Consider the following 13,400-nt stretch of genomic DNA (forward strand, 5'->3'; position numbering starts at 1 on the left):
CCGCAGAAGGAGATCGTCCATGGACTGGCGTGACCGCGCGGCCTGCCGTGCCGAGGACCCCGAGCTCTTCTTCCCCGTCGGCAACACCGGCACGGCGTTGCTCCAGGAGGAGGCGGCCAAGCAGGTCTGCCGCCGGTGCCCGGTCCTGGCCGCCTGTCGGCAGTGGGCCGTGGACAGCCATCAGGAGTCGGGCATATGGGGTGCGCTCAACGAGGAGGAGCGCCGCTCCCTCAAGCGCCGGCACCAACGCGCGGCTCGCAGCCGGGCCGACATGGACCAGTGTGCGTCACCCACGAGATCACCTTCCTGCTCACGGCCCAACTGACGACTGGTCAGGGCGAGTAGCAGCCGCAGCGAAGCGCAGGCCGCAGAAGGAGTCCGGCTCCGGGCCGCGCAGCGGCGTCCGGCGCAGTGCCGCGGTCGGCGACAACCCCACCGCCGACCTGAGCAGTTCCGTCGCCGACGTCCGTACCGTCTCCCGGACGAAGGTGTACACCCGTTCGGGACTTGCCTCGTGGAACGCCCGCGGTGCGTAGTGCTCGATCGAGTCCACGATGACGGCACCCGCGTTGACCAGGGGTGTCGGCAGATAGGTGATGCCCCTGCGGTGCAGGGCGTCCGCGGTGACGGCCTCGTCGGCCAGGACGGCGTTCGCGGAACCGATGACGGCGCCGCAGCGGAGCCGTCGCGCCAGCGACGGGTCGATGAGATCACTCACCGAGCAGGGCACCAGCAGGTCCACCTCCTCGGCGGCCCAGTCCAGGACGGCCCGGCAGCCCGGCAGGTCGGCGGCGCCGGGTGCGGTGTCGCAGGTCAGCACGATGGCTCCGGCCGCGGCCAGGGCACCGGCCAGCACCCCGCCGACCTTGCCGGTGCCGTGCACCAGGACACGCAGCCCGGCGACGGCCCCGCGTGCCCACGCCTCGATCGCGCCGAGCACTCCGTGGGCGGTGGCGGAATTGGGTTCGACGGAGCTTCCGACAGCGTTGAGCACATACGGGGTCATCCGCGACAGCCGTTCCATCTGGTCCGCGGTCACTCCCATGTCCGCGCCGGTGTAGAGGGCACCCGTGTGGCTGTCCAGGACCGAGGCGACCAGCGCCAGCAGTTCGTCGTCCACCGCCTCGGCTCCGGTCACCACCATCTTGGCTCCCCAGAAGCCGGTGTGGTGGAGCCGGTGCTTGAGCAGCATCTCGGTGGCGAGTCGGCGACTGAGCGGCCAGGGGTGAGGAACGTCGGGGCCGTGGGCACGCACCCGGAGACCGCCGTTGGCGGGAAGCGGCTGCTCCGGGCTACCGGTGGCGAGCGCCACATGGAGCGAGCTGCCACGGGGGCCGGCGTACCGCCTGACCCGCACCGCTCCCCCCGCGCCGCCGAACGCAGCGCCGCCGGTCACCGCGCCGCCGGTCACCGCACGGCCGGTCACCGCAGCGCCGACGCGGGGACGTGGAACCCGCTGTGGCCGTCCAGCGCGAGGTCCGCGCAGATCCGGCCGAACACGGGGACGAACTTGAACGCCCATCCTGCTGACTGCACCACCACACGCTCCCCGTGCTGCACCTGTCCGGCCAAGGATCCGAGGTAGAACTGCCGGCCGGGGTCGGCAGGCAGCGAGGCGAGGCAGGTGCTCCGCCGGACGCACCGCGGGACGAGACCGGGCAGGTGCTCCCCCACCCAGGCCGCGGTGGCGGCCAGGTGGCCCGCGTCTGGAGGGCCCGGCACCGCCGGATCCGGTTCCACGACCCGCAGTTCGGCGTCCGGAGCAGCGCGGACGGCGTCACTGCCGGTCCACGGGTTGTGCCCGAAGCCGTAGAGGGAGCCGTTGGCCCCGTCCGCACCGTCCGCACCGTCCCCGTCGCCCTCGCCGGGTTCCAGAAAGGCGTACCAGGTGGGCAGGTCGACGTCGGCCGTGCGCCGGTCGAAGTAGGCGGAGCTCATCCGGAAGACCCGGAGGTCCACCGGGCAGCCGAGCGGGCCGAGCAGTTCGTTGGTGAACGCGCCCGCGTTCACGATCACCGCCCCGGCCCGGTGCACCCCGTCCTCGGTACGGACCGTCACCCCGTCACCGTCCGGCTCCACGGCGCGGACCCGGGTGTTCTCGTGGACCCGCACCCCCGCCTCCGCGCCCAGCCGGTGCAGGGCGTCGAGGGTGCCCCTGACGTCGATCACCCCGCCGTCCGGCTGGTGGAAGCCCTCGTGGTCGGCAGGCAGCCGGGCGAAGCCGAAACGCGCCTCGATCTCCGCGGCGGACACCCAGTCGTACCGGACGCCGAGCCGCTCCAGGACGGACGCGGCTGCCTGCAGCTCTCCCTCGCTGGTGGCCACGCCGACCCGTCCGAACCACAGACTGCCGGTGAGACGGACCAGCCTCCTGCCCGCGGCGGACTCAAGCCCCTGCCACAGCGGCAGGGTGTCGAGGGCGAGCCGCGACCAGCACTCCTCGCTGTACTGGACCCGCCACTGCCGTTCGAGCCCGGCCGAGCTGCCCCGTTCGTGGCCGACCCGGAAGCGCTCCAGCACCAGCACCGACCGTCCCCGCCGGGCCGCCTCCCACGCCGATGCCAGACCGATGGCCCCACCGCCCACGACGATGACGTCGGCATCCCCGGACGACCGTCCCAAGCCCACCACCCCCACGTATACGAACCGTCCGGACGGGGCATTCCTCCCCCACGGCCGCACAGCGGGAACACCTCCGCCCACGGCGTGCGGAAGCACGTGGAACGGCAGTCGCACCCCGTGCGCCCTGCGGCGGGGCTATGGTGGGGCGGTGATCGTTGACGAACGGCCCTCGACATCCGGCGGCGGTGCCGGATGCTGAGCCTGGATCTGCACCCGATCTACCGCAACAACCGCGACATCGAACTCGCCCTGCGCCAGTTCCTGTTCACCGCCGCGCGCTCCGGCGAGTCCGTCGTCGAGATCATCCCCGGCAAGGGCACCGGTCAGCTGAAGCGGCGGGTGCTGGCCTTTCTCGACCAGAAGCACATCAGGAAGCTCCACGCCGGCCATGAATCGGCTCCGGGCAACGAGGGACGCATCCTGGTCCACCTGCACCCCCGTCCGTAGCCGACGGTGCGTCAGAAGAGGGTGGGCGGACCGGTGGGGAGCGGCTCGGGCAGCGGCTCGACTCCGGGGACCAGTGCCCTGACCTCGTCGTGGAAGCGCCGGGCCAGGGCGAGTGAGTCGTCGTTGTCCGGTGTGTGGATGAACACCGTGGGGGAACGGCCCTCGCGCAACCAGTCGGCGATCGTGCCGGTCCAGTGGCGCCACCCCTCCGTGGTGCGCCGCGCGTCCTCCCGGCCGATGTAGCGCACGATCGGACGGTCGGTGAGCGCCCGGGACCTGCGCGGCAGGCGGGGCTTCTTGGCCCAGGCCTCCCGCTCCGCCTCATTGGTCGGCGGGGTGGCGAACACGCTGGTGGTGTCGAAGGAGGTCCACTCGGCGCCCACGTCGCCGAGGACCCGCTCCAACCGCTGCTCCCAGCGCCGGTCCTCGAAGAACGCGGGGTGGCGGACCTCGACGGTGCTGCGGAGCCCGCGCGGCACCCGGTGCAGGAACGCCGCCAGCGTGCCGAGGTCCGAGGGGCCGAAGGAGGCCGGCAGCTGGATCCACAGGGCGTGCACCCGCGGCCCGAGCGGCTCCATCACCTGGAGGAAGGAGCGCAACGGGACGTCGGCGTCGGCCAGTCGGAGCCCGTGCGAGATCGGCTTGGGAAGCTTGAGCAGCAGCCGGAAGTCCGGCCCGGTCTGCTCGGCCCAGGACCTGACCGTCTCGGCGGAAGGCGTCGCGTAGAAGGTGGTGTTGCCCTCGACCGCGTTGCACCAGCTCGCGTAGGCACGCAGGCGTTCCCTGGGGGCGAGGGGGTGCGGCAGCAGACGGCCCTGCCAGCCGGTGTGGGCCCACATCGCACATCCGACGTGGAGTTTCATGCCCCGAGCCTAACCGACCCCCCAGCCGCCCGGGGGCGTGCCCGGCATACGGGCGGGCAGGCCGCGCTTCCGTGCGCCGTCCCGGAATCCGCGAAGCCGGCCTGCCCGGGGCGCGGCTCCTGGATGGTGAGCAGGAGCGCGTCCGTCCGCCCACGTACGGTCGGCGCGGACGTGTGGAACCACCGACGAACAGGGGATCCCTCGTGACGTCCTCCCGTACCCACCTGAGCCCGCTGCCGGGCCTGCGCCGGGCCGCCACCGCGGTCGCCGCGCTGACGGCCCTGGCCACGGTCGGCCTCACCGGCCTGACCGGTCCGATACCCGCGCACGCCAACACCCCCGGCCAGGCCGGGACACCCAGCGCGCCTGCCGTCGTCTTCACCGAGGACTTCGAGAACGGCCAGGCCGGACCGCCCACCCTGCTGACGGACTACACCGGCGCCGGTCCGCTCGCCGAGACCTACACCGCCGCACCGGCCTGGCTGACCGGGTGCAACGGCCTGCTGGTCTCCCAGCAGGCGCCCGCCACGCCTCCGCCCGGCAGCGGCTGCGGCGGCTACTGGTCCGCGACCAAGCAGATGGCTGCGGCCCTGGGCACCTGGTCCGGCGCCGACCCGGCCACCAACCACGCCGTGACCGCCTACACCCAGGGGGACCCCGGCGCGGGGCTGACCCAGCTGCAGACCGTCCAGCCGATCCCGCTGCACAGCACCGGCCGCTTCCTGACCTTCTCGGTCGACGCCGCCGCCCAGAACTGCTTCACCAACCACCCCCTGCTGTCCTTCTTCCTGCTGGACGGCAGCACCGCGCTGCCCACCTCGACCTCGCCCATCGACGTCTGCCAGAGCCCCGGCGCCGTCATCGGGGGAACCTCGGTGGGCACCTACGCCAGCAACGGCTCGGTCCTCTTCAGCGGGTCGACGGCCGGGATCCGCCTGGTCAACGACCAGGCCAGCGGCAACGGCAACGACGGCGCCGTCGACAACATCCGGCTCCTGGACGCCACCCCGCAGCTCGACCTGAGTGCCGGTCCGGCACAGCTGCCGGTCGGTGCGCCGGCCGCGCTGACCTTCACCGTGACCAACACCACCGAACTGGCGGCCAAGAACGGCTGGTCCTTCACCGCCCACCTGCCGACCGGGCTCGCCCCCACCGCCGCCGCACCGGCCACCACCTGCGGCGCGGGGCACGCCACCACGGGCCCGGACGGCAGCACCCTGCAGGTCGGCGGCAACCTGGCCGCCGGGCAGAGCTCCTGCACCGTCACCGTCCAGGTCAGCTCCACCGCGAGCGGCAGCTACCAGCTGTGCGCCGGCGCGATCACCGACCAGGTCGGCGTCGACCCGCCCGGCTGCGCCTCGGTGACCTTCACCGCTCCCGTCTTCGACGCCCGCGCCAACGGTGCCAGGCTCACCTCGCCGCTGCTGGGCGTCGGCCCGGTCGACCCCTCCGCCCATGAGTGCACCACCGCTCCGGGCAGTGACACCCACACCGTGGTCAGTGCGGCACTCGGCACCCTGGGCGGCCTGGGCGCCGTGACCACGGACGCCGCCGGCACCATCGACCAGGACGGCACCCGCACCGCCACCGCCCATGCCCGGACCGCGGGGATCAACCTGCTGGCCGGCGTGATCAGCGCCGACGCGGTCACCACCAGCGCGCAGGCCCGCAGCGTACTGACCGGAAGCGGACCCGGTCCGGTCAGCGTCCAGGGATCGACCGTGCTCACCCATCTGCGGGTGCTCGGAGCCACGGTGGCGGCGGACCCGCTGCCCAACACCACCATCGACCTGCCACTCGTCGGGTCCCTGGTCATCAACCAGCAGACCCCCGTCGCCGGCGGCCGGGGCATCACCGTCACCGCCCTGTCACTGACCCTGCTGACCGGCACCCACCTGACCGTCGGCCAGAGCACCGCCGCCCTGCTCACCACCGCCGACAGCTGCCCCGTGGGCTGACACACCGTCAACCCCGGTGTGCTGTGGCCGTTCGACGGCCGCAGCACACCGCGCTGTCAGTGGGCGTCCGCCTGGGCCGGCTCCGCACGGGCCAGCAGCTGCGGTTCCGGGGTCTCCCGCCCGGGCGCCGCGGGCCAGCTGATCCGGGTGGCGCACAGGGACACGATCAGCGCGGCCAGCGCCACCGCGCCCATGCCCCAGACCAGGCCGGCCGCGTTGGCGACGAAGCCGATCACCGGCGGCCCGCCGAGCAGGCCGACCGTCCCCATGGTGGCGACCAGCGTCAGCGCGTCGGAGCCCTGCGCCGCGGCGGCGACATACACGCAGGGCGTCACCGCGGCCACGCCCAGGCCCACGCAGGCGAAGCCGATCAGGGCTGGCACCACGCCGCCGACCAGCAGGGCCAGCGCAAGTCCCAGCGCCGCCAGCGCACTGCCGGTGCGGACGATCGGCCCGTCCCCCCAGCGGCTGCGCCAGCCGTCGGTCAGCAGCCGGGCGAGCACCATCATCACCGACACCACCGCGATGCCCATCGGCGCCAGCTCCGCCGAGGCCTTGGCGACCTCCTTGAGGTAGAGCGAGGACCAGTCGTTCATCGCCCCTTCGGTGATGGTCCCGAAGGCCATGGCGATGCCCAGCCACAGCGTGAGCCGGGCCGGCAGCGTCCAACTGCGCTTCTTCTTCTCCTTCTCCGTCTTCTCCGGCTCCCCCGCCGCCTCGGCCGGCGCGTCCTCGGCCAGCAGCCCGGGGCGGGCCCCGACGAGCGCCGCCAGCAGCAGGCCCGCCGCGACCAGGAAGTGCGGCAGCACCGACGAGGTCAGCAGGTTCATGGCCGACGCCAGCAGCGCGGCGACCAGCGAACCGCCGCTGAAGGTGGCGTGCAGCCTGGCCATGGTGTTGCGCTTGAACCGCACCTCGAGTGCCGCGCCCTGCGCGTTCATCGACACATTGAGCGCGCCGACCAGCACCCCGTCCACGCACATCACCAGCAACGCCACCGGATAGTCCGGCAGTTCGGCCATCGCCAGCAGCAGCAGGGCCAGGCACAGCGCCGACAGCAGCGACAGCCGGCGCGAGCCCAGCCGCCGCATCAGCCAGGCCACCAGCGGGAAGGAGGCGACCGCGCCCACGCCGGTGGCCATCAGCAGCAGCCCGACCTCCGCCGCGCTCAGGCCCAGGTGCGCCTTGATCGCCGGGATCCGCGAGGCCCAGCTGGCGTACTGGAACCCGAGCGAGAAGAACAGCGCCGCAACTGCCAACTGCCCTCGTCGGAAGTCGTCTTGAATGCGGGGCATAGGGGTCAGTCTCCTCTGTGGTGCGTTGCTGGACCGTCCGGCGGGTCGCCGACCGGTCTGGACATGTAGACGGCGTCGTCGCCGTAGTGCCGGGGCGGGTCGACCTCGTGGTGGGAGCGGAAGCCGCGCCGGGACCAGAAGGCCCCGCTGCCGCCGACCGCGACCAGGGAGAGGTGGGCGTGCCGCCGCTCCCGTGCCACCGCCAGCAGTCGGCCCAGCAGCAGACCGGCGAACCCCTGGCCGCGCCACTGGTCCGCCACGACCAGGTCGTGCAGATGCAGGTTGTCGGACTGGAACCCGGCGCGCTCCGGGCGGCCGAGACCGGGGTAGCGGAACCTGGGGTAGGGCAGCGCCAGCAGGTATCCGGCGACGGACGGTCCGCGCGCCAGTACGAAGCAGGTCGTGGGCGAGGCCTCCGCCCGTGACTCCAGCGCGGCCCGCTCCTCCGACAGCCCCAGGGGGGCGTAGGCCCGGGATTCCAGCAGGACGATCTCCTCCCAGTCCTGCTCCTCGATCTGACGGACGCTCAGACTGTCGCCCATGCCGCCTCCTCGGACAGGTCCACGCCCGGCGTCCACTGCTCCGGCCCGCCCCGGACGCAGCTGTGCTCCAGCGGCCGGAAGCCGTTGAAGCCCTGCGTCAGATAGCTGGTGGCATAGGCGCCAGCGGACAGCACCCAGACCGGGTCGCCCGAGGCCAGCGCCCGGGGCACCGGGACCAGGGCGTGCTCGGGCGAATAGGCGTCGTCGCTGTCGCAGGTCGGCCCCGCCAGCACCGCGGGCACCGAGTCCGCGCCGGGGCGGGTGGGGTCCGGGTGGGTCGGAAACACCAGGCGGTACTGCAGCGCGTCCATCTCGTACAGGCCGTTGAACTTTCCGCAGCTCAGGAACAGCCAGTACTCCCGTGCCCCGTTCAGTTGCTGACGGATCGTCAAACGGGCGACCCGGGCCCGGATCGCGCCCGCGTCGGCGACCAGGTGCCGGCCCGGCTCCATCACGAAGTCCAGCGGCCCGGCCGACACCTCCCGCAACTGCCGTACGCCCTGCCGGATCACCGCCAGGATCGCGTCCAGGGCCGGTTCCAACGGCCGCCCGCGGCGGTCGAGATAACCGAGCGCGGGCAGGCCGCCGCCGAGGTTGACATGGTCCGGATGGATGCCGCGGCGGTTCAGCGCCGCCAGTGTCCAGGCCAGCCGGTCGAAGGCGACCTGCCAGGCGCTCGTGGTCATCTGCTGCGAGCCGACGTGCACCGAGAGGCCGGCCGGCACCAGGCCCGCCGCCCGGGCCGCGCCCAGCACCCGCAGCGCGTCCCGCGGTGAGCACCCGTACTTCTTGCTGAGCCCCCACAGTGCCCCCTCGCCGCTGGTGGCCAGGCGGCAGAAGACCCGGCTGCCGGGGGCGTGGACGGCGATCGCGGCCACGTCCGCCAGGCTGTCGGTGGCGAAGTCGCGGATGCCCAGCCGGTAGGCGTCCGCGATGTCCTGGTCGGACTTGACGGTGTTGCCGTAGTGCACCTCGCCGGACCGGGCACCGGCCCGGACCGCCTGCCCGATCTCCTGCGGGCTCGCCGCGTCGAACCCGGCCCCCCGTCCGGCCAGGGCGGCGAGCACCTCGTCCACCGGGCAGGCCTTCACCGCGAAGCGGACTGCCACCTGCGGCAGTTCACGCCGCAGGGCGGCATAGCGCCGCTCGACCGCGTCGAGGTCGAAGATGATCCGGTCCTGGTCGGCGGCGGCCAGGGCGGCGCGCAGCAGCGCACTCCCGTGGGTCATCCGTTCCACTCCGACCGGGCCGCGGCCTGCATCAGCGGGCCCCAGGCCTCGGTCAGCAGGGCGAAGTCCTCGATGTCCTGCCGGGCCTCGGCCAGCAGCCGGGGTCCGCGGGCGGCCAGCAGCTCGGCGAACTCGGCGTACCTGCCGCCCAGTCGGCGGTAGCAGGTGTCCAGGCGGCGCAGCCGCCAGCGGTTCTCCCCCTGGTCGAGGCCGGCGCTCTCCCGCAGCAGTCCGGCGATCGTCCCGGGCCTGACCAGGCCCCGGCCGTCGAGCAGCGACTCACCCGCCGCGGTCATCGCCGCGTAGACGTGGTTGAAGTAGAGCATCGACAGGAAGAACTTCACCAGCCGCAGCTGGTAGGCGGTGAATCCGGCATCGGTGCGGCGTTCCGGGGTGTAGTAGTTGACGATGTGCCGGTTGTGCAGCACGCCGGGCAGCCGGGCGTCGTACACCAGGTGGATCAGGAAGTAGTCGCTGCCGATGGTGTCGGTCGCGGGCGGCAGCGGCACCAGTTCCTGGATCTGCTGGAAGCTGATGTTGCACATGTCCACCCGCATCGGGTCCACCAGCCCCAGGCTGGTGCGGTCGTGCTGGAACGGCTCGGTGCCGGCGCCGCGGAAGGACTCGGCGACCAGCTCCCGCTTCTGCTCCGCGGTCCACTGCGGCGGGGCCCAGAGGCTGACCAGGTCGTGGTAGACCTCGGGGTCCAGCTGCCGCACCTCGCCGATGTCCACCGACAGTTCGCCGATGAAGGAGCCGGCCACCATCGCCACCGGACGCCGGGCCAGGCCCGGGTCCGCGTCCGGGTCCGGGTCCACGGCGCTCTCGGTGACCTCTGCCGCCGCCTCGGCGGCGGGGCGGCCCAGCCAGGCCAGCTCGTGCTGGATCGGGAAGACCGGTACGCCGTCCAGTTGCTGGTAGCGGCTGTCGGAGTCGCGGCGGTGCACCGAGACACAGCCCAGTGCGCGGGCGATCAGGAACGCCCGGTTGGTGCAGGCCCCGTAGGAGAGCCGGTCCGGCAGCATCAGGTCGAGCACCAGGTCGGGCTTGGCCGGCTCGGCCCGCTCGACCACGCCGCGGAGGAAGGCGCGCTGCGCCGACTCGTCCAGATGGTGCGTCACCACGTGCGGGACGGAGGGGAGTTGGCGCAGGGCTTCGCCGTGTTCGGGATAGGCGTCGGAGGAGTCCAGGACCAGCAGGTGCACCTCGACGTCGAAGTGCGCGGCGGCGTAGGCCGCTTCCTGGTGGACGGCGGCGATCGTCCCGGCGCAGGGCCGGTTGGTGGGGAGGGTCAGACCGATACGGCGCATGCGCGGTCCTCCTCGGCGCGGTCGGCCAGGGCGGCGCGGTCGTCGTGCCAGGAGTCCAGGCCCAGCAGCTTGCGGCCCAGGCTGTTCAACTCCGCCGTGCCGTAACGCAGGGACTCGTGCTTGTCCATGTCGCCGACCAGGGTTCCGTTCCACTCCGGGGTGCTGAGCCGGCGCCAGGACTCCACCCGGGAGCGGCGCAACTCCTGGTGCGACTCCAGCGCGGGCATCATCGACAGGTACTGGACCGCACGCACCCCGTCCGCCGAGGTGTTGCGGGCCACGCCGTGCGCCAGCAGCCCGTTCCAGATCAGCAGGTCGCCCGCCCGCAACTGCGGTCGCACCACCGGCATCAGCTCCCGGTCCACCTGCGGCCGGATCGGGTCGCGGTCGGCCGGCTGAGCCACCCGCCAGGGGTCGAACTGCCGGAACAGCTCCGGGTCGCACTGGAATCCGCCCAGTTCGGGGGTGGTGTCATTGAGCGCGATCAGCCCCTGCACCCGCTGCGGCAGGACGCTCAGCGTGCTGTCCACGTCCCAGTGCAACTCGATGTCGAAACCCCGGTCGGTGGGCGCGATCAGGGCCCGGTCGCGGTTCCTGACGTTGGGCGGGTTGAGGTTGAGCCGGTCCAGGGTGACCCACAGCTCCTCGCAGTCCCAGACGTCGGCGAACGCGTCGTAGACCCGCCGGGTCTGCCGGCTGTCCCAGATCAACTGGTGGTGGTACGCCTCGACGAACCCGTAGATGTGCAGCTCACGGTCCAGATCGGTGCGGAACGGACGGTCCTCGTACCAGGTGTCCGGACGGCTGGGGTCGAGCCCCTGGAAGTCCCAGGTGAAGCTCAGCAGCCGGGCCGCGGCGGCGGCGGGGATCGCCTGCCGCACGACGACGTAGCCGTAGGTCTGCCAGAAGGAGAGGTCCTCCTCCGACAGCACCCGCAGCGGGCGGAATTTCTGCAGGTCACGGAGGGGGGTCGGGGCGAAGTACTGCTCGCCGTCCGAGCTGAAGTACGGGACGTCCGAGTCCGAGCGGAACAGGTAGTTGTCAGGCGTCGGCATGGGTCGCTCCAAAGTTCGAGACTGACTGAGGCCGGGCGGGAACGCAGCGACGGCTGGTCGGAGGTCAGCGCGGCACGCGCCGAGGGCGGCAGAGCGGGCCTCGGCGTCAACGTGGAATCGACATGGGTACGTCGGCCAGGCGGGACGGCTGGTCGACGGCGAAGCGCCGGTCAGCCCACGACGGGCTGACGCTGCGGCGGTTCATGCGTGGGCAGTGGGGGACGTTGTGCTTTCGTCCCTTCCTTCACTCGTGGATCTCCTGCCCCACCAAATTGGACTAGACCAAGTCCTGGCGTCAACGGTCCACTTACGGAGGTTGTGTGTTCAATTCGCCATGCTCAGGTAAATGTGCAGCTCAGAACGTGTCGATGGTGGATTGTCAGCCAGACCTCTGGCCTGATTTGCCCACTCTTGACACCCTTGATGGCCATGAGTCAAGATCCGAAGCAGTACTCAGCTGCCGGTCTTCAGGAGCGACGGCCCGGCTTGCCCCGGCGGCCGGGCTTGGGGCTGCCGCGACGGCCGGCCGGCTGGGGCTTGGGCTGCTGCTTGGGCTTGGGCTTGGCCTTCTGCTTCGGTTCCGGTGCCGGCTGGGCGCGGCCCCGGGAGCTGTTGACCGTGCGCCCGCGGACGATACCGATCAGCTCCTCCACCAGGTCGGTGGTGTTGTCCTGCGGCCACGACAGCACGACCTGCGACTGGGGGGCGTCCGCGACCGGCCGGTAGGTGAGGTCCTTGCGGTGGTGCAGGCGGGCGAGCGACTGCGGGACGACCAGGACGCCCACCCCCGCCGCCGCCAGCTCGACCGCGTCCGCCGTCGTGGCCGGGCGCTCCAGCGCGGGCAGCCCGGGGCGGGCGCCGCTCCACTCCAGGGTGTCGTCCAGCGGGTGCAGCACGATCTCGTCGGCCAGGTCCTCCGCCATCACCTCGGTGGCCGCCGCCAGCGCGTGCTCGGTGGGGATCACCACCACCGTGACCTCGGTGTAGAGCGGGATCGCGCTGAGGCTGGTCCGGTCGACCGGCAGCCGGACCAGCCCGGCCTCGGCGCCGCCGTCCAGCAGCAGCTGTGCGCCCGCGGCGGCCGGCACCGCGACCAGCGCGAGCGGGACCTGCGGCAGGCGCTCGTTCCAGACCTTCACCCATTTGGTGGGCGTCACTCCCGGTACGTACGCCAGCCGGAATGACGAGGGTCCATCCGTATCTGTCACCTGGCCAGGCTACCGGGCGTGATCGGGCCCGGCTCCCGCTCGATACCCTAGGGCTATGACATCGCTCAAGCCGAAGACGACCCAGACCATGAAGCCCGCGACAGCGGCGAAGAAACTCGGTGTCTACCTGGGGGCCACCCCCGCCGAGTTCCAGGAGGGCGTCGTCTCCCGCGAGGAGTTGCAGACGCTGCAGACCGACCCTCCGGAGTGGCTGGTCGAGCTGCGTCGCAACGGCCCGCACCCCCGGCCGGTTGTCGCGACCAAGCTGGGTGTCTCCATCTCCGGGCTCGCCCGCGGCGGCGTCACCGACGCCCTCACCACGGAGGAGATCGACGCGCTGAAGGCGGAGAACCCGCTGTGGCTGCAGCACGAACGCGCCACGCAGGCCGAGGTCCGCAAGGAAGCGCTGCGCCTCAAGGAGAAGAGCAAGAAGTAGGTCCGCCGCATTCCGGCACTTCAGGTATTCGAGGCCTCATTTCCGCCAGGATACTGAACTATCGGCAATTTTCTGGGCTATCCGCCCAGCAAGCCTGTTAGTGGCCATACAGTCGATTTCGATTCAAGGTGCACCTCGGCTACATCCCCCCATCAACCAGGGAGAACAGCATGTCCGACACCACCGCGAACCCGAGCTTCGACCTGCAGGACCTCGACCTGAGCGACCTCACGGTCACCTCCATGCGCGACACCGTCGCGCTCCCCGAGACCGGTGCCTCCTGGGGCAGTTGCTCCTGCCAGGGCTCGTCCTCCTGTGCCCAGGCGCAGGTGCCCCCGCTCGCGCAGTAACCGCAGCGTAGAACGCTGTTGACGGTCGCGGGTCCGCACGACAGCTGCGTGCGGACCCGTGACCGTCGCGCGACCGTTCGACGGG

At 72.0% G+C, this 13,400-nt stretch carries 14 protein-coding genes; 5 read left to right on the forward strand and 9 right to left on the reverse strand.

The window, feature by feature from the left end; genetic code table 11:
- Nucleotides 1–19: 19 nt before the first annotated feature.
- A complete protein-coding gene (locus tag ACEZDG_RS02790) occupies nt 20–325 on the forward strand; it encodes a WhiB family transcriptional regulator (RefSeq protein WP_380501807.1) in 306 nt (101 codons plus the stop codon).
- Here the strand turns inward: ACEZDG_RS02790 and ACEZDG_RS02795 are convergent.
- A complete protein-coding gene (locus tag ACEZDG_RS02795; protein WP_380501809.1) occupies nt 311–1,426 on the reverse strand; it encodes a hypothetical protein in 1,116 nt (371 codons plus the stop codon). The two genes, ACEZDG_RS02790 and ACEZDG_RS02795, sit on opposite strands and share 15 nt — an antisense overlap.
- Entirely contained in the window at nt 1,423–2,622 is a 1,200-nt protein-coding gene (locus ACEZDG_RS02800; RefSeq protein ID WP_380501812.1) for an FAD-dependent oxidoreductase, read from the reverse strand. The genes ACEZDG_RS02795 and ACEZDG_RS02800 overlap by 4 nt, the downstream gene beginning before the upstream one ends.
- Nucleotides 2,623–2,814: 192 nt before the next feature.
- On the opposite strand from ACEZDG_RS02800, the gene ACEZDG_RS02805 reads away from it, so the two are divergent.
- The gene (locus ACEZDG_RS02805; protein ID WP_380501814.1) at nt 2,815–3,069 is read left to right on the forward strand and encodes a Smr/MutS family protein; all 255 of its coding nucleotides are present in this window, start codon (nt 2,815–2,817) and stop codon (nt 3,067–3,069) included.
- An 11-nt stretch (nt 3,070–3,080) separates the two neighbouring features.
- Here the strand turns inward: ACEZDG_RS02805 and ACEZDG_RS02810 are convergent, their stop codons facing one another.
- On the reverse strand, nt 3,081–3,932 hold the full coding sequence (locus tag ACEZDG_RS02810; RefSeq protein ID WP_380501816.1) for a DUF72 domain-containing protein: 852 nt from the start codon (nt 3,930–3,932) through the stop codon (nt 3,081–3,083).
- Nucleotides 3,933–4,135: 203 nt separating this feature from the next.
- Here ACEZDG_RS02810 and ACEZDG_RS02815 point away from each other — a divergent pair, with 203 nt between their 5' ends.
- Nucleotides 4,136–5,890 (forward strand): choice-of-anchor P family protein, encoded by a 1,755-nt coding sequence (locus ACEZDG_RS02815; protein ID WP_380501818.1) that lies wholly within the window; start codon nt 4,136–4,138, stop codon nt 5,888–5,890.
- A 56-nt stretch (nt 5,891–5,946) separates the two neighbouring features.
- On the opposite strand, the gene ACEZDG_RS02820 is transcribed toward ACEZDG_RS02815, so the two are convergent.
- The 6 genes from ACEZDG_RS02820 to ACEZDG_RS02845 all read right to left on the reverse strand — a co-directional run bounded on the left by ACEZDG_RS02820 (nt 5,947) and on the right by ACEZDG_RS02845 (nt 12,529).
- Nucleotides 5,947–7,185, reverse strand: coding sequence for an MFS transporter (locus ACEZDG_RS02820; RefSeq protein WP_380501820.1), 1,239 nt, complete (start codon nt 7,183–7,185; stop codon nt 5,947–5,949).
- Between the two features lie 5 nt (nt 7,186–7,190).
- Nucleotides 7,191–7,727: a GNAT family N-acetyltransferase gene (locus ACEZDG_RS02825; protein WP_380501822.1), complete on the reverse strand. Its 537-nt coding sequence runs from the start codon at nt 7,725–7,727 to the stop codon at nt 7,191–7,193.
- Complete coding sequence (locus ACEZDG_RS02830; protein ID WP_380501824.1) at nt 7,712–8,956, reverse strand: alanine racemase; 1,245 nt, start codon at nt 8,954–8,956, stop codon at nt 7,712–7,714. The genes ACEZDG_RS02825 and ACEZDG_RS02830 overlap by 16 nt, the downstream gene beginning before the upstream one ends.
- Nucleotides 8,953–10,266, reverse strand: a complete 1,314-nt coding sequence (locus ACEZDG_RS02835; RefSeq protein ID WP_380501826.1) for a DUF6271 family protein — start codon at nt 10,264–10,266, stop codon at nt 8,953–8,955. The genes ACEZDG_RS02830 and ACEZDG_RS02835 overlap by 4 nt, the downstream gene beginning before the upstream one ends.
- Nucleotides 10,248–11,321: a phytanoyl-CoA dioxygenase family protein gene (locus tag ACEZDG_RS02840; RefSeq protein ID WP_380501828.1), complete on the reverse strand. Its 1,074-nt coding sequence runs from the start codon at nt 11,319–11,321 to the stop codon at nt 10,248–10,250. The genes ACEZDG_RS02835 and ACEZDG_RS02840 overlap by 19 nt, the downstream gene beginning before the upstream one ends.
- A 467-nt stretch (nt 11,322–11,788) precedes the next feature.
- Nucleotides 11,789–12,529 (reverse strand): LysR substrate-binding domain-containing protein, encoded by a 741-nt coding sequence (locus tag ACEZDG_RS02845; RefSeq protein ID WP_380501830.1) that lies wholly within the window; start codon nt 12,527–12,529, stop codon nt 11,789–11,791.
- A 55-nt stretch (nt 12,530–12,584) separates the two neighbouring features.
- Here ACEZDG_RS02845 and ACEZDG_RS02850 point away from each other — a divergent pair, with 55 nt between their 5' ends.
- Nucleotides 12,585–12,965 (forward strand): DUF5997 family protein, encoded by a 381-nt coding sequence (locus ACEZDG_RS02850; protein WP_380501832.1) that lies wholly within the window; start codon nt 12,585–12,587, stop codon nt 12,963–12,965.
- A gap of 170 nt (nt 12,966–13,135) precedes the next feature.
- On the forward strand, nt 13,136–13,315 hold the full coding sequence (locus tag ACEZDG_RS02855) for a thiazolylpeptide-type bacteriocin (RefSeq protein ID WP_380501834.1): 180 nt from the start codon (nt 13,136–13,138) through the stop codon (nt 13,313–13,315).
- Nucleotides 13,316–13,400 lie beyond the last annotated feature (85 nt).

Origin of the sequence: Streptacidiphilus alkalitolerans (assembly GCF_042511045.1) — a bacterium.
GTDB lineage: Bacteria > Actinomycetota > Actinomycetes > Streptomycetales > Streptomycetaceae > Streptacidiphilus > Streptacidiphilus alkalitolerans.

Excerpts from the sequence above, each read along its gene's own strand:
- ACEZDG_RS02840 (WP_380501828.1), bottom strand. The coding sequence starts at position 11,321 with ATGCCGACGCCTGACAACTACCTGTTCCGCTCGGACTCGGACGTCCCG.
- ACEZDG_RS02810 (WP_380501816.1), bottom strand. The coding sequence starts at position 3,932 with ATGAAACTCCACGTCGGATGTGCGATGTGGGCCCACACCGGCTGGCAG.
- ACEZDG_RS02825 (WP_380501822.1), bottom strand. The coding sequence starts at position 7,727 with ATGGGCGACAGTCTGAGCGTCCGTCAGATCGAGGAGCAGGACTGGGAG.
- ACEZDG_RS02790 (WP_380501807.1), top strand. The coding sequence starts at position 20 with ATGGACTGGCGTGACCGCGCGGCCTGCCGTGCCGAGGACCCCGAGCTC.
- ACEZDG_RS02835 (WP_380501826.1), bottom strand. The coding sequence starts at position 10,266 with ATGCGCCGTATCGGTCTGACCCTCCCCACCAACCGGCCCTGCGCCGGG.
- ACEZDG_RS02820 (WP_380501820.1), bottom strand. The coding sequence starts at position 7,185 with ATGCCCCGCATTCAAGACGACTTCCGACGAGGGCAGTTGGCAGTTGCG.
- ACEZDG_RS02850 (WP_380501832.1), top strand. The coding sequence starts at position 12,585 with ATGACATCGCTCAAGCCGAAGACGACCCAGACCATGAAGCCCGCGACA.
- ACEZDG_RS02805 (WP_380501814.1), top strand. The coding sequence starts at position 2,815 with ATGCTGAGCCTGGATCTGCACCCGATCTACCGCAACAACCGCGACATC.
- ACEZDG_RS02830 (WP_380501824.1), bottom strand. The coding sequence starts at position 8,956 with ATGACCCACGGGAGTGCGCTGCTGCGCGCCGCCCTGGCCGCCGCCGAC.
- ACEZDG_RS02855 (WP_380501834.1), top strand. The coding sequence starts at position 13,136 with ATGTCCGACACCACCGCGAACCCGAGCTTCGACCTGCAGGACCTCGAC.